The sequence below is a fragment of the Mesorhizobium sp. URHB0026 genome, from assembly GCF_054059755.1.
Genome location: NZ_JBSSCN010000001.1, coordinates 5,651,249 through 5,670,992 on the forward strand (window position 1 = coordinate 5,651,249; position 19,744 = coordinate 5,670,992).

Below are 19,744 nucleotides of genomic sequence, written 5' to 3' on the forward strand. Positions count from 1 at the left end.
CCTGGTAGTGAATGACCGAAACTGGGCCGGAAGCGGGCCGGCAACTTCTGGCATCCGAAAAAGGATAGCAGACATTAAATCCAGTGGATTTGGCTAGCACAGGAGAATTGCGATCTCGCTACCGCTCTGCTCACTCGCGATCGATGGGCTGACTATACTGCTGCGGATCAGAGCTGACTATGCGTCCTTCCGGGGTTAACCGTAATCCACCTCCGGCTTACTCTGACCCACTTCGATGATATAGCCGTCTGGATCGCGAATGTAGCACCGCGTCTCGCCGTACTTTTCCATCGGCTCGGTGATGAATTTAGCGCCCCGCGCTCGCCACTGTTCATAGCAGCCGTGGATGTCGGCAACGCGGATATTCATGAAGCTACTGAGTGAATCGGGATCCGGTGGCACGCCGAGTGTTACCGACGGTTTGTCAGGTGTGGGACCGCCTCCGATGTTGACGATGAGCCACGTGTTGGCCAACTGAATGTATCCCGGCGCGCCACTGCTGTCGCCAAGGCTCAGGATGCGACCGCCGAAGACCATCTCATAGAATCGCGCCGAGCGTTCTATGTTGGCGACCGTCAGAAAGTGCGCGACGATAAACCCGTGCCGCGGGGGCATTGCGTAGATTTCATCCTCAACTTGTACTTGGACCACCCGCGACTCCTATCGAGACAGGTTTTTGAAATCTTCGCGCACCGCCTTGGCACGCGCTGACAAGTTCAATATGGCCCGCGCCGACACGGGCTTTAAGCTGGCCTTTGGTATCGATCCATCTAGCGGTCGGCGAAGGTTACGCCCGCCGCGCCGAGAACCTGCCTTTCGACGGGGTTCCCGCACCGCGCATGGGACTAGATGGGGAAGTTGTGCCAGGGGCCTTGGCTTTTCACGGGGCCCCTTTAATCGTCACCAAGGCATCGTCGACACTATCGTCCTATGGCATCAGGACCGGATTTCCCGATCAAATGAGCTGGACGTATCTGGACGCCCTGGGGCGGGCGTGATGCCCACCACCAGAGCTAAGGCGGACTCGGAGAGGCGCTACCTCGGTTGCTCCAATCGGAGACCCGAAATGAACGAACTCCTTGCGATGATCATCGATAATCCACCCAATCTTTGGTCCATCAGCCAAATGGAGAACCGGCAATGACCAATAGGCAACATCCCCTTCCTTCGGGCTTCAATTATATGACCACTGCTCTTGAGGTGGTCGACGGTATGGATCTCTCGGGCAAGCAGGCAATCGTCACGGGCGGCGCATCCGGGCTCGGTCTTGAAGCTACCCGTGCGCTCGCAAACGCCGGCGCGGCGGTGGTTGTCGCCGTCCGCGATGTCGATCGTGCAACACCAGCGATCGACAGCCTGTTGAACGTTGAAGCAGCGATGCTGGACTTGGCTGAGCCGAAATCGATCGATGCATTTGCGACGCAGTTTCTTTCGACCGGCCGACCTGTGCATATCCTCATCAACAACGCGGGAGTGATGGCGAATCCGCTTTCCCGCGATAATCGCGGTTATGAATCGCAGTTCGCAATCAATCACCTCGGTCATTTCCAGTTGACGGCAAGAGTGTGGCCCGCACTCCAACGTGCGCAGGGTGCCCGCGTCGTCGCGGTCTCCTCACGCGGACACCGTTTCAGTCCAATGAACTTCGAAGACGTTAACTTTGTGAACCGCCCATACGATCGATGGGTCGCCTACGGCCAATCCAAAACGGCCAATGCGCTTTTCGCAGTCGGTGTCGACGCGCGCGGCAAGGCTGATCGGATCAGGGCGTTCTCGCTGCACCCCGGACGGATCATCGACACGGGTCTCGCACGTCACATGTCGGCGGCCGAGGTCAAGGCCATCCCGGTCGCCGACGCGCAGGGCCGCGCGTTCACCGATCCCGCCGATTTCATCAAGACCCCTGAGCAGGGCGCCGCAACCGAAGTCTGGTGCGCCACCAGCCAGCAGCTAGAAGGATTGGGAGGCCTATATTGCGAGGACTGCGACGTCGGTTCCCTCGTGCCGCCGGAGTCCCAAGGGCTTGGGGTACGCCCTTACGCGGTCGATCCCGGATTGGCCGAACGCCTTATGCAGCTCAGCGAAGAGCTCACTGGAGCGTCCATTCCAGGTCGCGAAAGCTGAACGCACCGCATCCGCCAATCTTCCAGGGCAGGTTTCAAGCCACCAAGATGTTTCCAGCCATACGCGCCGAGAACCTACCCCTCGACCGAGGTCCCGCGCCCGATCGGTGTGAGGAGCCCAAGGTTAATGCCTGACCTTCCCATCGGTTCTTCGGGTCGCCTCTTTGATCGTTACGAAGGTATCGGCGACACCATCGTCCTATGGCCTAAGGACCGGACTTCCCGATTAAGTAAGCTCGTCCATCTGGACGTCTTGCAGAGGGCATGATGCCAATCGCCAGAGCCAAGGCGGGCTTGGAAGGGCGTTAGTCTGGTCACTCCAAGCGGAGATCCGAAATGAACGAGTTGCTCGCGATGATCCTCGATGCTCACGGCGGACCCGAGCGTTGGCGCGCGCATGAAAAGGTTCAGGCTATGATTGTCACGGGCGGCGGTTTCTTCGCGCTTAAGGGCCTTATCCAGGACCCATGACGGTCTGGCTTCATGAAGAACGCTCTTCCGTCCAGCCATATGGAGCGTCGGATCAGAGAACCATGTTTACCCCTGACCGCATCGCGATCGAGAAGCTGGACGGCGCACTCGTCGCTGAGCGCCGCGCGCCGCTGGACTCCTTCGCCGGTCACCAGATGAACACGCCCTGGGACGCGCTGCATCGGGCATACTTTAATGGAGAGGCCCTCTGGACCTATCTGACAACCCCATTCGTGCTCGCCATGGACGGCGTCCGCCTCCACGAAACCGAGTCCTGGCAGGAGGGCGGCGAGACGTGGCGTGTCTTGCGTGCAGAGTTCCCGAGCACTGTAGCTACGCACAGTGCCGTCCAAGATTTCTTCTTCGGCGAGGACCTGATGCTGCGGCGGCACGACTACCAGGTGAATATCGCCGGCGGCTTCGCGGCGGCGCAGCTGATTTCGGATTATTCCGAAGCCAACGGGTTGCGCTTGCCGAGCCGCCGGCTGGCCTACACGCGCGGGCCTGACAGGCGACCGATCCTGGACATGCTCATGGTCTCGATCGACATCAGCGAGACCAGCTTCATCTGAGAAAGTCGAAATCGGCGGGGAGCAGCCGTCAGGCCCAAAGCGCCATGCCGGCCAGTGCTTTAACCTGGCGCCACCTACCGAGCCACGGTGCTGCGTATAGGTTGATGCGATCAGCGGCGGGTCCTTATAGCGGTCATAGCGCCGGGGCCCTTCTCAAGCGCGGTCTTGTCATGTCCCCTGTTCGAACTGACGATCCAGAAAGTCGCGGACCAATCTCACGATGTCGTCGAGTTTTTCATCGAGTGCAAAATGTCCGGCGTCGAGAATGTGGATCTCTGCGCCTGGCACATCGCGGGCATAGGCATAAGCGCCGGCGACGGTGAAGGACGGATCGTAGCGTCCCCACGCCACCAGCATTGGCGGCTGGTGCACACGCAGCCAGGCCTGCCAGACCGGATAGGCGGCGACGTTGCTTTTGTAATCGTAGAACAGATCGGACTGGACGGCGCCCTGCCCCGGGCGCGAGAGCATCGCGGCCTCGTCGGTCCAGCTGTCCGGATTGTATCGCTCTGGTCTGGGGCTGCGGCCGACATGGCGCTGTCGTGCGGCCTCGATCGAGGTGAAAGTGGACATCACTTTTTCCTCGTGTGCGGCGCGGTCCAACCAGAAGGCCTTGCGCGCCTCCCACAACGGTCCGAGGCCTTCTTTATGCGACACGGCATTCTGGATGATGATCGCCCGCACGCGCTCAGGGTGGCGCATCGCCAGCCGCATCCCGATGGGGCCACCATAATCCTGCTGGAGGAGGACGTAACAGTTCAGCCCAAGCGCCTCGACGAATCCCTCTATCACCTCGGCCAGATGCTCGAAGGTGTAAGCGAAACTGTCCGGCGGCGGCGCGTCGCTATGGCCAAAGCCAGGATAGTCGGGCGCAATGAGATGATAGCGGTCGGCGAGCAGCGGCAGCAGCGTATCGTACATGCGCGATGACGACGGAAAACCATGCAACAGCAGGATGGTCGGCGCATCGCGCGGGCCTGCTTCACGGTAGAATAGTACCAACCCGCCGACCTCGACCGTGCGGTACGCCAGAGTTGCCGATGTCGAAGACGAAGCCATGTCAGTCGAAGCTCCAGTATTGCGTTCCGGAGACGCGATGGGGCTCAAACGCCCCTTGCAGCCAACAGCCTGCGGTATTCGCCGACGGGCATCCCGCCCCAACCCCAATTCTCCATCTCGACTTCCTCGAACACGACCCAGGTCCAGTCCAGCGGCTTGCCAAGGACGTCGAGCAGTACTTGGCTCATGCCCTTGTAGATGGCTGCTTTCTGCTCCGCTGTTACATGGTCCACACCGGGCTCGGTGCCTTCGCGCGTGAGTTGAACGGTAACGATAGGCATGAAGGTCTCCATTGACCGGTTGAGTCAGTGGCCAGCGCTCTGACCGCCATCGACATGAAGCGTTTCCCCCGTCACGAACGGGGCGTCCTCCAGGTAGAGAACCGCGCCGACAATGTCGGAAATCTCGCCGAGGCGGCCCATCGGATGCAGGCTCGCCAGCGTCTCGTACGTCTCTGGGGCGTGCATCGGGGTCCTGATCACGCCAGGCGACACCGCATTCACCCGGATTCCACTGCGGGCATACTCGATCGCCAGACTTCGGGTCGCGGCGTCGACACCGCCCTTTGTCAACGAGGCGAGCACCGATGGAACCTTCGAGTTAGCCTGCTTCACCAAGGTGGTGGTGACGTTGACGACATGGCCGCTGCCCTGGCGTTCCATCACGGCGATCACAGCTTGGGTGATGAAGAAAAAACCGGTCAGGTTTGTCGCCACGACACGGGCGTAATCCTCCTCCGAGTAATTCGTGAAACGGCCGGCAAGGAAGATGCCGGCATTGTTTATAAGCGTGTCTATGCGTCCGAAGCGCTGGAGTGTTTCCTCGACCACTTTCGGCCCCGTGGCGGGGTCGCCGATATCACCCGTGATCGCAAGCACGTCCGATCTCTCGGAAGGTTCGACAGAGCGCGAGGTGGCAACGACGCGGTAATTGCGGTCGAGATAGGCCTCTACCAGCGCCGCGCCAATGCCTTGCGATCCCCCGGTGATGACGACCACTTTCTGTTGAGTTTCCATAACAACCTCGATGATACGCAGCTACCAATCTGACCTGCGCCAGGCCCGCCGGTGGTGCAGATTTGCGGTCAATCGGGGCCCTCAACCATTGTCCAATGGTGTCGCGTACACTTTTGTATCGGTGGCTATACAGTGGCCCGTCACACGATATTTATAATCATCGGAGGCCCCAAAGCGACGATCAATATTTGGAGGCGGGTGTTGATCATTGTTCGGCAAGGGCGCACCCGCCCATTCCTCGATACGGCGTTCCTCCCTCTTAAGTATTGCCGACACCTTGGTGCAATGGAACGTTCTGCTGGGGTCTGCTGTTGTCGTCTGGTAACGTCGCGAACGGCATCCCGCGGCGGACGGCGTTACCGGAGGATCTGGCCATGCCGACTGGATTTGCGAATCCATCACTTGCATCGTGCCGACCGGTGGCTTTGCATCTGGCTGAAGAGATCAGCCACCGGGTGATCGACGAATATACTGAAGCGATAGCGATCTTGTCGTCCGCCGCATCGCCAGGGAATGTGGCAGCCGAGCCGGCGTTGAGGCGTGCGGTGGACCGTTTGCAGGCGATGGCGGAGGCGCATCGATGCCTTCTCGTACCGATCGCCGAGGAATTCATCGACCTCGGTCATCATGTCGGGAAGCTGTGTTCCAGCCTGTCGCGGGCGTCCCTCGTTGAACGGGGCATTCGGCTGACCGTTGCGACGGATGAAATCGTGCTCGACGCCGCGCGATGCTGGCGTGTCGGTCTGATCATCTCCGAACTGGTCCGGAACGCGGCGCGCCATGGCCTGAAGGATCAACAGGGTTCCATCCACGTCACACTGAGCAAGGGTGTTAGCAGCGTCTCGTGCGTTGTTCGCGATGACGGATGCGCGGGCTCTGGCCTCCCCGCGGGAGCTGGACGACGGTTGATACGCGCGCTGACCGCAGAACTTGGCGGCACGCTGGAATGGAGATCTACCCCGCGCGGATCGGTTGCGGGTGTGTGCTTCCCCCTGGTCGCCACTTCGCTTGCGCACTCTGGAACTGGCTAGCAACGCGGTCCGAGTCGTTGGTTCGATCCTTCATCCGACCCGATGAGTTGGGTCCGATGCCGAGTTTGACAGTCGACGTGGATTGATGCACCCGGCCGTCGCGTCAGCGTGCCGGTCTAATGCGAGCGCGTTGCGGTTCAGTTGGAGGGGGCGCATCAACACCGAAGGCGCGATTCTCGCCCGTGCTTGTCACAGGGGCGTACGGCCTCTCGTCGGCCGCCTGCCACGCTTTTCCGCTCAGACGCGGCAAATCTCGTAGAGAAACCAACTGCGCCGTTCGCTTTCGTCAATCCACACTTCGACGAGGCTCGCAGTGCCAATATCCGAATAGCTATCGCACAGCTCATGGACGCGACGCAGTTCGGCAACCAACTGCTTATTGTCGCCGTGAAGCTCGGCGAGCATGTCCTGCGGGTCAACATAGTCGGCATTGTTGTCAAGGATGCGCTGGCGTCCCGCAATATCGGAGATCGAACGGATCGTGGTGCCGCCGATCTTGCGCGCGCGCTCGGCGATCGTGTCGGTCATCGCGAAAATCTGATCGGCATGCTCGTCGAGCAGGAGGTGATAGTCCCGGAAATTTGGGCCACTCATGTGCCAATGAAAATTCTTGGTCTTAAGATACAGGGCGAAGACGTCGGCGAGCAGGCCGGCGAGGCCGGCAGCAATGTCACGGGTAGCGTCGGAACCCAGATCTGTCGGAGTGCGGAGGAAGCGATCCGAACCGATTGTCTTGCTCAATTGCTGCGTCATGATCCACATCTCTCTACAGGCCACGCGTTGGCGTTTCTTTCGACATGTCACAATACGAATTGCCGGTTCCGATCCAATCAGACGAAGGTATAGGCGCGCTCGCATGGTTAGATCGCACCTTAATCAGTCCTCACAAGCGAATTGACGCAAAGCCGGATTTGATCGCGATCACATTGGGAAGACGGCGCTCAACTTGTCACCGACACCAAGGTTCTATGGACCGTGTTGGGCAGAAGGGGCATCGTGCACGCATCGCTGAAGCGGCCGGTTCGGTGACTGTGGGCGATCTTTTCCAACGTTATCGCCTTGGAGGCGCAGAAACGCCTCCACGAGGGCATGCCGGTGGGTGCAGCGCCTTTCGCGCGACTTCGTGCCGATGCTGTTACCGCGTGGTGCGATGCGGCTCGGGCGCCGAGCCAGCGGCGGAGGCGCAGCGACATCGTCTCGCCAGGTGAGACCTGGGTGATCAAGCTGAAAACCTGCCTCGCCTGGAATTCGCCCGACGTGTCCATCGTACTGGGATAGCGGACTGGTCAGAGAACGGTTGCCGTCAAGTCTCCTCAACCAGTTCAGCATCGCACGTGAACGCAAGGATCCCTGTATGGCTGACCAATTGGACAATCCGGCCGCCGCTCAGCCGGTCACCGTGGTGGTCGAAGCCAGCAGCCTGCGCGATCAGGTGGCGACGATCAGGCGAGCGCTGGTGGGATCGCCGGTTCGCAAGTGGTTGCTATGGACATCGGTTGGTATCATGGCCGTCATCATCACGACGTCGATCGGCCAGGTCCGGCTCAACAGCTGGAACCAGCCCTTCTACGATGCACTGGCGCGCCGCGACATGGCGGCCTTCCTGCATCAGCTTCTCGTCTTTGCGATGATCGCCGGCGGGCTGCTGGTGCTCAATATCGGCCAGACCTGGCTCAACCAGATGATCCGGCTGAAGCTGCGCCAGGCGCTGACGTTGGACCTGATCGACCAGTGGCTGCGCCCGGCGCGCGCCTTCCGGCTGGCCAATGCCGGCGCCATCGGCGTCAATCCTGATCAGCGCATGCAGCAGGACGCCGCGCATCTGTCCGACCTGTCGACCGACCTTGGCGTCGGGTTGCTGCAGTCTTGCATCCTGCTAGCGTCCTTCGTCGGTGTGTTGTGGCAACTATCTTCGGGCTTCGTGTTTCACATCGGCGGTACTTTCCTGGCCATACCTGGCTACATGGTCTGGGCCGCCATCCTTTATGCCGGCATCGCCTCATGGCTGAGCTGGCTGGTCGGTCGACCGCTGATCAGCCTCAACAGCGACCGCTATACGCGCGAAGCGGAGCTGCGCTCCTCGATGGTGCGCGTCAACGAGAATGTCGATGCCATTGCGCTGTATCATGGCGAGGCCGACGCAAGGCGTCGGCTCGAGCTCGATCTCGGCACGCTGCTGGGCGCCCTGCGGCGCATATACACCGCGCAGATCAACCTGTCCTGGGTAACCGACACCTATGGCTGGATCACCGTCGTAGTGCCGATCCTGGTCGCCTCACCGGTCTATTTCTCAGGCGATATCTCATTTGGCGGGCTGATGATGGCGGTCGGCGCCTTCAACCAGGTCCACTCTTCGTTGCGCTGGTTCATCGACAACATCGGCAGCATCGCCGACTGGCGCGCCACGTTGATGCGCGTTGCCGATTTCCGCATTGCACTCGATGAAACAGATGTGCTGCACGACAAGGAAAGGCGCATCGAGTTCGGCGACAACGCCAATGGCAGCCTGACTTTCGAGAAGCTGGAAGTGGCCTCGCCGGAGGGCTGCACAAAACTCTCCGACCGGCATGTCGAAATCCGCCCCGGCGAACGTGTCATGATCACCGGCGAGCCGGGCGCCAGCAAGACGCTGTTTTTCCGCGCGATTTCCGGGCTTTGGCCCTGGGGCAGCGGAAAGATCGGCCTGCCGGAGGGCGAAACCCTCATCTTCGTGCCGCGCGTGCCGTATTTGCCAGCCGGCACGTTGCGCGACGTGCTCAATCACGCGAACAGGCATGCTCCCGCGAGTGACGCCGACATTGTGTCGGTGCTCGCCGAGGTCGGTCTTGAACGGCTGTCGTCGTCGCTCGACCGCGTCGGGCGGTGGGACCATAAATTGGGCGATGACGAACAGCGCTTGCTAGGCGTGGCCAGGCTCGCCTTGCGACAGCCGAAATGGGTGATAATCGACGAGGCCATGGACACTTTCGACGGCCCCGCGCTGCGCCGCGTGCTGGCGATGCTGGAAAAGCATCTGAAGGGAGCCGCGATCATCAATATCGGGCGCGGCGAGCACAACACCCAGTTCTTCCCGCGCGGCCTGACGATCGTGAAGGATCCGGGCGCGCCGGCGCTGAAACCAGCCCGTGTCAGGGCCGGCGCCATCGATCCGCCGCCGGCTGCCGCGCTTAGCAACCGATATTCATAATAGTGCCGGGCGGCGCCAGCGCTTGCTCGAGGCAGCGCGCTTATCCCGGGCTAAGGCCTGTTACAGCAGAACTTCGCAAAGCGATTAGGGGCGGCACGGCCGCTGCTTGGGACGGGTCAGTAGCCCGTTTGAATCACCATCGGCCCTGCCCTGCCAGACCGACACTATGGTCCTGGCGATACGTTGGTCCAATCGCAGGCCAGAAGGCAATGCCTCATCTTCGAGGCACTGAGCATGTAACATCGAAGGAGGGTCCAGTGGACGCCAAGACAATCACTTCGCAAATTCGCCTGACACGCCGGACGCCTGCCTATTGGCGAGTCACCTTCGACAACGCGCCTCTCAATGTCATGGGTCCACAGATGGTCCAAGAATTCACACATCTGATCGACGCCATCGAAGATGACGACGACGTTCGGGTCGTAGTGTTCGACAGCAGCGTCGACGGCTACTTCCTCAACCACTCAGACTTCAAGGCGCGGATCGAGGATATGCTCGCGCTGCCGCCCGGGCGGACGGGCCTGCCGCCCTGGCCGGATTTTCTTGTACGGCTGACGCGCGCGCCGGTCGCCTCGATCGCCCTTATCCGGGGTCGCGCTACGGGCAACGGGAGCGAGATCACCCTGTCCTGCGACATGGCTTTCGCTAGCAAGGAAAAGGCCATCATTTCCCAGTGGGAAGTTGGCGTGGGTATGGTTGCCGGCGGTGGACCGATGGCCCGCCTGCCCCACCTCATCGGCCGCAATCGAGCCATGGAGGTTTTGTTGAGCTCTGAGGACATCCGTGGCGAACAGGCCGAGGCGTATGGATACGTGAACAAGGCCCTGCCCGACGCAGAGCTCGACGCGTATGTCGACGCGCTCGCCACGCGGATCTCCAGGTTCGACAAATGGGCGATCGCGCAGACCAAGCGCTTGGTCAACACCAGCCTGACGCCGGACGTCGAGCTGGGCGCCGGTTGGGAAGCCTGCATAGCTTCGCTGAGCCGGCCCGCCGCCCAGGAGGGGATCAAAGCGCTGACCGCCAAGGGCTTCCAAGCGCCGGGAGATGTCGAGAACCGGCTGGCTTTCCACCTGGGCGAGTTGCCACCGCGATAGACCGCTGTCGATGGCGACGGCGTCTCCTCAAAGAGAAGGAACAACCCAATGGATCTGCTCACGAAAGCGAAGTCGCTGGCCGAACGTGTGGAGGCAGAGGCGACAAAGGCCGATGTCCCCGTTGCAGTATGCATCATCGACGTTCACGGCAATCTGGTGCTCCAGCATCGAATGAGCGGGCGCGCCTGTGTTCGCGCTCGAGATTTCCGAGCGCAAGGCGTATACCTCGGCCCTTGTGCGCCTGCGGACGGCTGACATCCTGCCGCTCGTACAGCCGGGCCAACCTTTGTATGCACTGCCCACGGTGGGTGGCGGGCGTTTTTGCCCCATGGGTGGAGGCATTCCTCTGGTCGACGAAGAAGGCAAGGTCTATGCGGGTGTCGGCGTCAGCGGCGGCACTGCCGATGAGGATGTCGCCATCGCCGAAGCTGCTGTCCGCTAACCACGACGCGGGCAAATTTCGCGGGAGGCCTTCGGCACTGCCGAGATCGAGGTAGACGTAAAGCGACGCCCCTGGCGCAATAGCAACTATGTGAGGGACCGAGCCTTGACACATAATAGGTTGCCGTTTAGTGATACGTATCAGTAATACGTATCACTAAGCAATCGATGGCAATGTTGGCAAACGGCAGAGCGACCCAGAAGGATGTGGCAAGGGCGGCGGGGGTCTCGCAGGCCACCGTTTCAATGGTGCTGGGTGGCGGTAGCGCTCCTTCGATCCCGGCAGAGACGTGGGCCCGCATCGCCAAGGCCGCCAAGGATCTTGGCTACGTTCCCAACCGCTTTGCGCAGGCGTTGAAGACCAGCCGTTCGATGACCATTGCCTGCATCGTGCCCGACATCACCAATCCTTTCTATCCATCGCTGATCCGCGGCATCCAATCGGTGACCGATGGCCTGAGTTACGACGTCATCGCGGTCAACACCGATGGCACGCCGGAACGCGAGCGGCACTTCCTCGATTGGGCCCGTCAGGGTCGCGTCGATGGCGTGATCGGCGTCTTCTTCACCTTGCGTGCCAGCGATTTCAGCCCCCTGGTCGAAGCAGGGGTGCCGGTGGTGCGGATCGAGTCTTCCAAGAAGCGCGGCGGCGAAATCGTCGTCGACGACATCTATGTCGACAGCTTTGCCGCGGCGCTTGCGGTCACGGACCACCTGATCGGCCAGGGGCACAAGCGCATTGCCATGGTAGCCGGCCGCGGTGGCCCCCAGGCCACTCGCATTGATGGCTATCGCTCGGCCCTCGCCAGGGCAGGATATCCGGAACATGTTATCATCGACGAGGAATTCTCGGAGATCGGCGGCACGCGCGCCGCCGAAGCGATACTCGCAAGCACGTTTCAGCCGACAGCGATATTCGCGGCGAATGACCTGATGGCCGTCGGTGTCATGCAGGCGCTGCGCGAGCACGCCATCGAGATACCCAAAGAGATCGCTGTCGTCGGCTTCGATGACATTCCCGCAGCGAAGCTGGTCACGCCGCCGCTGACCACCGTCGCACAGTTTCAATGGCAAATGGGCGCGCGCGCGGCACAGACACTGATGGAGCGGCTTCGCGGCACCAAGACCGGTGCGGGAACCGCGCTGGAAATGCCCTTTGAACTTATCCAACGAGGCTCGACACGAGCCATCTAGATGCTGGCCGTCTTACAAAACTGGGAGGAAGAAACCATGCAACGCCGTACAATTCTGAAAGCCGGACTTGGTCTGGCAAGCCTGCCGCTCCTGCCGCGCCTCGCCTATTCGGCCGACCAGAAGCCCGTGGCCTTCTGGTATGAATCGGCATCGCCGGAAAACCAGGACAATCTCGAGACTCTGCTTGTGGACCCGTTCAACGCGGCCCATCCGGAAGAGCTCCTGAGCATCGACTTCCGCGGCTCGGACCTCGATAAGCAACTTCGTGTCGCCATGCTCTCGGGCACCGGACCCGACGTCGTCTTCACCGCAGGCCCGAGTTATGTCGCCGCCATGGCGCAGGCCGGACAACTCCTGTCACTCGACGATTATGCCAAGAAATACGGTTGGAACGAACGGCTGCTGCCTCTGTTCCTCGATCTCGGCCGCTACCAGGGCAAGCTCTACGCGCTTGCCAAGACCTATGAGACGCTGGGGCTTTTCTACAACAAGACGCTGTTCGCCAAGAACAACTGGAAAGCACCTACGACGATTGCTGAACTTGAAGCACTCGCCGATGAAATGAAGGGCAAGGGCCTTGTACCGTTCGGCGCCGGCAATGCCGATTGGCGTCCGGCAAACGAGTGGCATGTCTCGATTGCCATGAATTCGATCGCTGGTCCGGAGACCGTCCACAAAGCATTGACCGGAGCGATCCAATGGACCGATCCGGCCTTCGTCGCGGCAATCGACAAGCTGGCCGAGTGGTGGGACAAGGGCTATTATGGCGACAACTACTTCTCGCTGACCTCCGAGCAGGCCTTCGCTCAGATTGCCACCGGTCAAGCGGGCATGGCGCCCACGGGCACCTGGAGCTTCACCAACGTCAAACCGTATTTCCCTGACAACAATGCCGAGCCGGGTTTCGTCGGCTTTCCCAGCGCGTCCGGCGATCCGATCTTTCCGCTCGGCATCGGCTCGACGCTTTCGGTCAATGCCAAGTCGGAAAATCCCGATGGTGCGGCCGCTGTGCTCGACTACATGTTCCAGGACGACTTCTACACCAAGATGAACTCGGCCTGGCAAGGCGAATGGAACCTGCCGCTGGCGGATCTCTCCAAGGTGCAGCTGTCGGACAAGGTGCTGCCGCTCTATACGGAAGCCATGAAGGAGCTGTCCGCCGCCGTCGGCGCGGGCAAGTATGGCTATACGACGTGGACTTTCCTGCCACCGGCGACCGACACCTATCTGGTCAGCGGCATGGAAGAGGTTTGGCTCAAGAAAACCAGCTCCGCCGACTTTCTCAAGAAACTCGACGATACCTTCAAGCAGGAAAAGGACGCGGGCAAGGTGCCTGCAATTCCGGCCCGCGCCTGACACACCGCTGAGGGCGGCACGGTATGCGTCGCCCTCACCTGGAGGAATTCCATGCATCGGCTCTACATTGTCCCGACGATGATCATCAACGTCGTCATCGTGCTGGTTCCGGCACTTTTGACAGTCGTTCTCGCCTTCTGCAATTGGGATGGCATCTCGGCGCCGACTTTTGCAGGCCTCGACAATTTCCGGGCGTTGGCCGCGGATCGCGTCTTCTGGTCATCCCTCGGCAACAACTTCGTCTGGACGTTCGTCTTCCTGACCGTGCCGATCATCATGGGCCTTGCCGCCGCGTCGATGCTGCTGATCGTGCGCCGCGGCAGCAACTTCTTCCAGATCGTCTATTTCCTCCCCGTGGTCATTGCCACCGCCATTACCGCGCGCGTCTGGCAAGGCATGATCTACAGCCCCGTCACCGGGGTCTTCGGCGTCCTCAAGAGATACGGCATGCCAGTCCCCAATCCGCTGACACAACCGCCGCTGGCGCTGTTCGGCGTCGCGACGGTCGATCTGTGGCACTGGTGGGGCTTTCTTTGTGTCATCTTCTTCGCCGCGCTCCGCCAGGTGCCGCAGGAGCAGATTGAGGCCGCACGGCTCGAGGGCGCCACCTATTTCCAGATGATGCGTTACGTGCTGCTGCCCGGCATCCGGCCGACGATAACGCTCATGATGATCATGACAGTGATCTGGTCATTCCTCGCCTTCGACTTCGTCTACATCATGACCCAGGGCGGCCCGGCATTTTCGAGCGAGCTGCTGTCAACCCTCGCCTACCGCAAGGCCTTTTACGACCTGAATGTCGGGCAGGCCGCCGCGGCGGCGCTGGTCATCAGCCTGTTCGGGCTGGTGGGCACGTTCTTCTATGTCCGCATCCAGACGCGGGAGGGAGAGCAGTGAGACTTGTCGAAAGCCGCCTGACGCTCACGGTTTCCTATGCGTTTCTCGCCCTGTTCGCCTTCATCGCTCTGTTTCCGATCGCGCTTCTGGTGCTCAATTCCCTGAAGCCGGCTGCTCAGATCGTTCAGAACCCGCTCGGCCTGCCGGACCCGATCCGTTGGCAGAATTTCGGCAATGCCTGGAACCATGCGAAGTTTTCGAAGACCTTCGTGAACTCCCTTGTCGTCAGCGGCACGACGATCGTGCTGGTCTGCTCGACCTCGTCGCTGACCGCCTATGTGTTGGCTCGCAGGAAGATCGAGGCGTGGAAGATCGTCACCTTCTACCTGCTCGCGACGACGACGGCGCCGATTCAGCTCTACATCTTCCCGCTCTATTTCGGCTTCGCCAAGCTTGGGCTGATCAACAATATTTTCGGCGTCGCGCTGATCTACACGGCACTCTACAGCCCCTTCGCGGTGATGCTGCTCAGGACCTACTTCATCGCCGTTCCGAAGGAACTGGAGGAGGCCGCGATCGTCGATGGCGCCACCTCCTGGCAGGTCTTCTGGCGGGTGATGCTGCCGATCGTTTCGCCTGGCATCCTCACGGTGGCGCTCATCATCGGCCTCAATTCGTGGAACGAGTTCCTGATAGCGACGACCTTCCTGCAGAAGCAGGAAAACGTCACCGCCGTGATCGCCTTCTATCTGCTCTCCGGCCAGTACAGTTCCGACTGGGGCGAGATCATGGCCGCTGCCCTCATCATCGTCGTACCCGTCGTCCTGCTGTTCGTCTTCATGCAGAAGCGTTTCATCGAGGGCATGGCCGGCGGCTCGGTGAAGGGCTGATACCTTTTTGAATGTGGAGTGACCGATGCAGTTTCCCAACAACTATCTCGAACGCGTCTATGCCGGCGTCCTCGGCAAGCTGGTGGGGGTCTATCTCGGCCGCCCTTTCGAGGGCTGGACGCACCAGAAGATCATGGCTGAGCTAGGCCCGATTGAATACTACGTGCATGAGCGCCTGAACCAGCCGCTCGTAGTCACCGACGACGATGTCGCCGGCACCTTCACATTCATTCGCGCGCTGGAAGACTATGGCATCAAGGCAAACCTCTCAGCCGAAGAAATCGGCAAGGCCTGGCTCAACTACATCGTCGAGGAACGCGCGATCCTGTGGTGGGGCGGCAACGGCAATTCCACCGAACATACCGCCTGGCTGAACCTCAGGAAGGGCGTGCCCGCCCCGCATTCCGGCTCGATCGAAAGCAACGGTCAGGCGATCGCCGAACAGATCGGCGCGCAGATTTTCATCGACGGCTGGGCGATGGTCGCGCCGCGCCAGCCGGAACTTGCCGCAAGGCTTGCCGAACAGGCCGGCAAAGTCAGCCATGATGGCGAATCCGTTTACGCCGCAATGCTGTGGGCTGCGATGGAGGCCGAGGCGTTCGGCTCCTCGGACATCGACCATCTGATCGATACCGGCCTGAGCCAGATACCCCAGGACTGCCTGATCGCCAGGCTGATCGCGGATATAAGGGACTGGCACAAGGCGCATCCGGATTGGCGCGACACCCGTCAGAAGATCGAGCAGCACTACGGCTATGACAAATATCCCGGCAACTGCCACGTCGTGCCGAACCATGCGCTAATGATCATGGCCGTGCTCTACGCGCCGCAGGATTTCCAGAAGGCGCAGATGATCGTCAACACGTCGGGCTGGGATACGGATTGCAACGCCGGCAATGTCGGCTGCCTGCTCGGCATTATGAACGGCCTCGAAGGGCTGGAGGAAGGCCCGGACTGGCGCGGACCGATCGCCGATCGCATGCTGATTTCGTCCGCCGATGGCGGCAACTCGATCAACGACGCCGTTCGCCAGGCCTATTTCCTCACCAATCTCGGCCTGCAATTGGCCGGCAGGCAAAAGCTCGATGCTCCCAAGAATGGCGCGCAGTTCCATTTCTCGTTGCCGGGCAGCCAGCAAGGTTTCAGGCCGCAGGCCGGCCTTGATGTCAGCCGCGCGGTGCGCATCGGCAATGCCGAGTTCGAGAGCAGTCGCGCTCTGGCAATCGACTATGAGGCGTTGGGGCCCAAGCAGGTCGCGGTTGTGACCAGTCCAACTTTCTCGCCGCGCGAAATGCTTAGCATGCGTACCTACGACCTGATGGCGACGCCCCTTGTCTATCCCGGTCAGGTCGTGCGCGCTCGCGTCGTCGCCGATCAAAAGAATCGCGGTGCCGTTGATTTAAGATTGCGGGCACGCATTTACGACGAGCGTGACGAATTGCTCGATATCGACAGCTCTCCGGTGATCACCGAGCCGGGCAAGGAGACCGTCCTGGAATGGACTTTGCCGGATGCCGGCGGCCAGCCGATCGCCGAGCTTGGCCTGGCGATTTCCAGCACCGGCAAGCGCGCCGATGGCCGTTTGCTTGTCGACTATGTCAGGTGGGATGGAACGCCTGAGCTGACGCTGAAGCGCCCGGCTGGCGATGGCGATTTCTGGCGACTGTCCTGGGTCAACGGCGCGGATTTCTTCTCCAAGCGCTATCCGGCGGCATTCCGGATCTCGCAGAACAGCGGCGAAGGCATCATCATCCATGGCACGCGCCAATGGACCGATTACCAGGCGTCCGGCGATGTGATGATGCATCTCGGCAATTATGGCGGTCTCGCCATCCGAGCGCAGGGCCTGCGCCGCTATTATGGCGCGCGCGTCACCCGCGACGGCAAGATGCAGATCGTTCGCGTCCGCGACGAGAACACCGAGGTGCTCGCCGAGACCGCCTTCAACACCGAATTCGAGAAATCGATATCGATGAAAGTGGCGGCCAAGGGCGACCGGATCACCTTCGAGGCCGACGGCATTTCGCTTTTCGCGCAAGACAGCAGCCCCGAGGCCTTCCACGACGGCGGCGTCGGCCTGCTGGTGCATGAAGGCGCCCTGTCGTCCAACGAAATCCGGGTCGGAGCGGTCTGATGGCCAACGTCACGATCGACAAGGCCCGCAAGGCATATGGTTCGGTCGAGGTGCTTCATGGCGTCTCCGTCGATATTCGTGACGGCGAGTTCGTGGTGCTCGTCGGCCCGTCCGGTTGCGGAAAATCGACGCTGCTGCGGATGATCGCGGGGCTGGAAGACATCACTGGCGGGACGATCGGCATCGGTGGCCGGGTCGTCAACGACCTGGCTCCCAAGCAGCGCGACATCTCGATGGTGTTCCAGAACTACGCGCTCTATCCGCACATGACAGTGGCCGAGAACATGGCGTTCTCAATGACCCTGGCCGGCGCGCCAAAAGCCGAGAAGCAGAAGCGCGTCGCGGAGGCCGCTGAGATACTGGGGCTGACGCCGCTTCTCGAGCGCTATCCGCGCCAGCTGTCGGGCGGCCAACGCCAGCGCGTGGCCATGGGGCGATCGATCGTGCGCAAACCACAGGTCTTCCTGTTTGACGAGCCCTTGTCCAATCTGGATGCCAAGCTGCGTGTCGCCATGCGCGCCGAGATCAAGAGACTGCACCGTCGTCTGGCCACGACCACGATCTATGTCACGCATGACCAGGTCGAGGCCATGACGATGGCTGACCGGATTGTGGTGATGAATGGCGGCCATGTCGAGCAGGTCGGCCGGCCGCTCGACCTCTATGACGACCCACAAAGCATGTTCGTTGCCGAATTCATCGGCTCGCCGTCAATGAACCTGCTGAAAGGCAGCTTCGACAACGCCGACGGCCGGCCTGTCTTCAAGACCAGTGACGGCATCATGCTGCCGCTGCCCGGGAGCGTTTCAAGGCCATCCGGTATCGAAGCGATTTATGGCATCAGGCCGGAATATTTCTCCCTCGCCCCGACAGGCTCGGGCATCCCGGCCGGGATCGTGGTCGTCGAACCGCTCGGCCCCGAAACGCAGGTGACCGCTATCGTCGGGGGACAGACCGTGGTGACGATGTTTCACGAGCGGATCAACGTGCAACCTGACGAAACGATCTGGCTGGAGTTGCAGGCCAATCGCGTCTGCTTGTTCGACCCGGCAGGAAGACGGTTGACTTAGACCCCTATCGACACCGTCAAGAAAATTTAGGCCCTGTCGAGCGAACTCTTTATGCATCCAAGAGGTGGCTCTACGGCATCGATGTTCGTCACATGCATGCAGGCTGTTATTACGTATCTTGCCCGTCCAGAGGAGCCGGCAATAACGAGCCGGTCATGGCCAGAATGATTGTTCTAACGGCCAGCCACAAAATGAGCAGGTTTGCGGCCGCAAAGATTGGAAGAGCCAGGACACCAGCGAGGCCCGTATCGCCTCGGATGGCCAGCTTTTCAATCGTTGTCGCCAACGCCGTGGCGCCGAAGCTGACGCTCCACAGACCGGCGGAAAAACGACGAACGATCCTTGGAAGCACGCCGCCCAGCACAACTGCCTGCAGAAGTGCGTAACCGATGAGACAGTGAACAAAAACGTCTCCGGAGGTGCCCGACGCGTTAACATAGGCAAGCGAGCAGACCGCCGGAGGCGCGAGCTGGACCCCAAGGGTCGATCGCACCTGGTTTTTAAGCGGTTCGCCAAAATAGAGCCGGTAGAACAACACAGAATCGATAGTGAGCCACGAGAAGAGGCCGGCGCCCAGCGCCAATTGCGCCCATTCAGTGTGCCCGAATGTCGACAATCCAATGCTGAGGACAAACGATCCGGCGGCAACAGGCAAGTACAAGGCCGGCGTCGCGTCCGACAGAGCGATTGCCGTTTTCCAGATCAATTGCGAATGCCAAAGCCCAAATCCGACCGCGACCACCCCGCCAATGCAAAGGAGTACCGTGGCTAGTGTGGCGCTGAACTGCAACACGCTCACCGCGGTTAGCATCATCCCGATTCCCGCTAGACCGGGAAAGCAATTCTGAACGGGATCTGCGAGTTCGGCTCGCACCGCCGCCGGCGCGAACCATAACTTCAAGGCGTAAAGCGTCAAAAGGGCTGCCCATAGGCACATTGCCAATATGACGACCGCTACAGCAATTCCGTTGGGGGTTGCCCAGAGTTGGTGGGCAACTTGCCACATGACGGCAAAGGAACTCGTACCAAGGCCGACGGCAAAAAATGAGGCCGGAAACCGTGCTATTGGGGATCGCGCTGCCGGCGCAGAGACCACGGCCCGACGCTCCGATGCCGCCGCTGCATGGGAGCGCGCGTCACTCAGTTCGGCCACGCCGTCGGATTTGTGCCGCTCTCTCATAATTGCACCTCACGCGCCAGCGATGAAATCATCGTGCCTTGCAACGAGCGCCCAACTGAAATTGCCCCTGATCGTCATGCGTGGTG

Annotated in this window: 20 protein-coding genes; 14 read left to right on the forward strand and 6 right to left on the reverse strand. The window is 60.8% G+C overall.

All coding sequences use genetic code 11. The annotated features are described in order from the left end of the window. Window positions 1–195: 195 nt before the first annotated feature. Window positions 196–651: a VOC family protein gene (locus tag ACVWWD_RS27885; RefSeq protein ID WP_352565802.1), complete on the reverse strand. Its 456-nt coding sequence runs from the start codon at window positions 649–651 to the stop codon at window positions 196–198. 489 nt (window positions 652–1,140) lie between these two features. On the opposite strand from ACVWWD_RS27885, the gene ACVWWD_RS27890 reads away from it, so the two are divergent. From ACVWWD_RS27890 to ACVWWD_RS27900, 3 genes are all read left to right on the forward strand, one after another. Beyond that, entirely contained in the window at window positions 1,141–2,124 is a 984-nt protein-coding gene (locus ACVWWD_RS27890; protein ID WP_352565804.1) for an oxidoreductase, read from the forward strand. 335 nt (window positions 2,125–2,459) lie between these two features. Then, a complete protein-coding gene (locus tag ACVWWD_RS27895) occupies window positions 2,460–2,594 on the forward strand; it encodes a hypothetical protein (protein WP_023774371.1) in 135 nt (44 codons plus the stop codon). 62 nt (window positions 2,595–2,656) lie between these two features. Continuing rightward, window positions 2,657–3,166 (forward strand): hypothetical protein, encoded by a 510-nt coding sequence (locus ACVWWD_RS27900; protein ID WP_352565806.1) that lies wholly within the window; start codon window positions 2,657–2,659, stop codon window positions 3,164–3,166. 168 nt (window positions 3,167–3,334) lie between these two features. Here ACVWWD_RS27900 and ACVWWD_RS27905 read toward each other — a convergent pair whose 3' ends face one another. Genes ACVWWD_RS27905 through ACVWWD_RS27915 form a run of 3 tightly spaced genes read right to left on the reverse strand, consistent with a single transcriptional unit; the run spans window position 3,335 to window position 5,241 of the window. After that, a complete protein-coding gene (locus tag ACVWWD_RS27905; RefSeq protein ID WP_352565808.1) occupies window positions 3,335–4,225 on the reverse strand; it encodes an alpha/beta fold hydrolase in 891 nt (296 codons plus the stop codon). Between the two features lie 44 nt (window positions 4,226–4,269). Further along, window positions 4,270–4,506, reverse strand: coding sequence for a tautomerase family protein (locus tag ACVWWD_RS27910; RefSeq protein ID WP_457103530.1), 237 nt, complete (start codon window positions 4,504–4,506; stop codon window positions 4,270–4,272). Between the two features lie 24 nt (window positions 4,507–4,530). Continuing rightward, complete coding sequence (locus tag ACVWWD_RS27915; protein ID WP_023774375.1) at window positions 4,531–5,241, reverse strand: SDR family NAD(P)-dependent oxidoreductase; 711 nt, start codon at window positions 5,239–5,241, stop codon at window positions 4,531–4,533. A gap of 374 nt (window positions 5,242–5,615) precedes the next feature. Here ACVWWD_RS27915 and ACVWWD_RS27920 point away from each other — a divergent pair, with 374 nt between their 5' ends. Further along, a complete protein-coding gene (locus tag ACVWWD_RS27920; protein ID WP_457103531.1) occupies window positions 5,616–6,272 on the forward strand; it encodes a sensor histidine kinase in 657 nt (218 codons plus the stop codon). Window positions 6,273–6,509: 237 nt separating this feature from the next. Here the strand turns inward: ACVWWD_RS27920 and ACVWWD_RS27925 are convergent, their stop codons facing one another. Continuing rightward, the gene (locus tag ACVWWD_RS27925) at window positions 6,510–7,025 is read right to left on the reverse strand and encodes a Dps family protein (RefSeq protein WP_031248339.1); all 516 of its coding nucleotides are present in this window, start codon (window positions 7,023–7,025) and stop codon (window positions 6,510–6,512) included. Window positions 7,026–7,626: 601 nt separating this feature from the next. Here ACVWWD_RS27925 and ACVWWD_RS27930 point away from each other — a divergent pair. The 10 genes from ACVWWD_RS27930 to ACVWWD_RS27975 all read left to right on the forward strand — a co-directional run bounded on the left by ACVWWD_RS27930 (window position 7,627) and on the right by ACVWWD_RS27975 (window position 18,478). Continuing rightward, on the forward strand, window positions 7,627–9,459 hold the full coding sequence (locus tag ACVWWD_RS27930; RefSeq protein ID WP_352565813.1) for an ABC transporter ATP-binding protein/permease: 1,833 nt from the start codon (window positions 7,627–7,629) through the stop codon (window positions 9,457–9,459). 257 nt (window positions 9,460–9,716) lie between these two features. Further along, complete coding sequence (locus ACVWWD_RS27935) at window positions 9,717–10,556, forward strand: enoyl-CoA hydratase/isomerase family protein (RefSeq protein ID WP_023774379.1); 840 nt, start codon at window positions 9,717–9,719, stop codon at window positions 10,554–10,556. A 48-nt stretch (window positions 10,557–10,604) separates the two neighbouring features. After that, window positions 10,605–10,811 (forward strand): heme-binding protein, encoded by a 207-nt coding sequence (locus ACVWWD_RS27940; protein WP_457103532.1) that lies wholly within the window; start codon window positions 10,605–10,607, stop codon window positions 10,809–10,811. Then, window positions 10,744–10,998, forward strand: a complete 255-nt coding sequence (locus ACVWWD_RS27945; RefSeq protein WP_457103533.1) for a GlcG/HbpS family heme-binding protein — start codon at window positions 10,744–10,746, stop codon at window positions 10,996–10,998. Before ACVWWD_RS27940 ends, ACVWWD_RS27945 begins: the two co-directional genes overlap by 68 nt. Before the next feature lie 167 nt (window positions 10,999–11,165). Next, complete coding sequence (locus ACVWWD_RS27950; RefSeq protein WP_352565816.1) at window positions 11,166–12,191, forward strand: LacI family DNA-binding transcriptional regulator; 1,026 nt, start codon at window positions 11,166–11,168, stop codon at window positions 12,189–12,191. Between the two features lie 36 nt (window positions 12,192–12,227). Further along, the gene (locus ACVWWD_RS27955) at window positions 12,228–13,547 is read left to right on the forward strand and encodes an ABC transporter substrate-binding protein (protein ID WP_031248340.1); all 1,320 of its coding nucleotides are present in this window, start codon (window positions 12,228–12,230) and stop codon (window positions 13,545–13,547) included. A gap of 51 nt (window positions 13,548–13,598) precedes the next feature. Next, window positions 13,599–14,444: a carbohydrate ABC transporter permease gene (locus tag ACVWWD_RS27960; RefSeq protein WP_023774383.1), complete on the forward strand. Its 846-nt coding sequence runs from the start codon at window positions 13,599–13,601 to the stop codon at window positions 14,442–14,444. Then, window positions 14,441–15,274 carry a carbohydrate ABC transporter permease gene (locus ACVWWD_RS27965; protein ID WP_023774384.1) on the forward strand — a complete coding sequence of 278 codons (834 nt, stop codon included), beginning with the start codon at window positions 14,441–14,443 and terminating at the stop codon, window positions 15,272–15,274. Before ACVWWD_RS27960 ends, ACVWWD_RS27965 begins: the two co-directional genes overlap by 4 nt. 25 nt (window positions 15,275–15,299) lie before the next feature. After that, window positions 15,300–17,408 (forward strand): ADP-ribosylglycohydrolase family protein, encoded by a 2,109-nt coding sequence (locus ACVWWD_RS27970; protein WP_023774385.1) that lies wholly within the window; start codon window positions 15,300–15,302, stop codon window positions 17,406–17,408. Continuing rightward, window positions 17,408–18,478, forward strand: coding sequence for an ABC transporter ATP-binding protein (locus tag ACVWWD_RS27975; protein ID WP_023774386.1), 1,071 nt, complete (start codon window positions 17,408–17,410; stop codon window positions 18,476–18,478). The genes ACVWWD_RS27970 and ACVWWD_RS27975 overlap by 1 nt, the downstream gene beginning before the upstream one ends. A 109-nt stretch (window positions 18,479–18,587) precedes the next feature. On the opposite strand, the gene ACVWWD_RS27980 is transcribed toward ACVWWD_RS27975, so the two are convergent. Further along, entirely contained in the window at window positions 18,588–19,658 is a 1,071-nt protein-coding gene (locus ACVWWD_RS27980; protein WP_023774387.1) for an SLAC1 family transporter, read from the reverse strand. Window positions 19,659–19,744 lie beyond the last annotated feature (86 nt).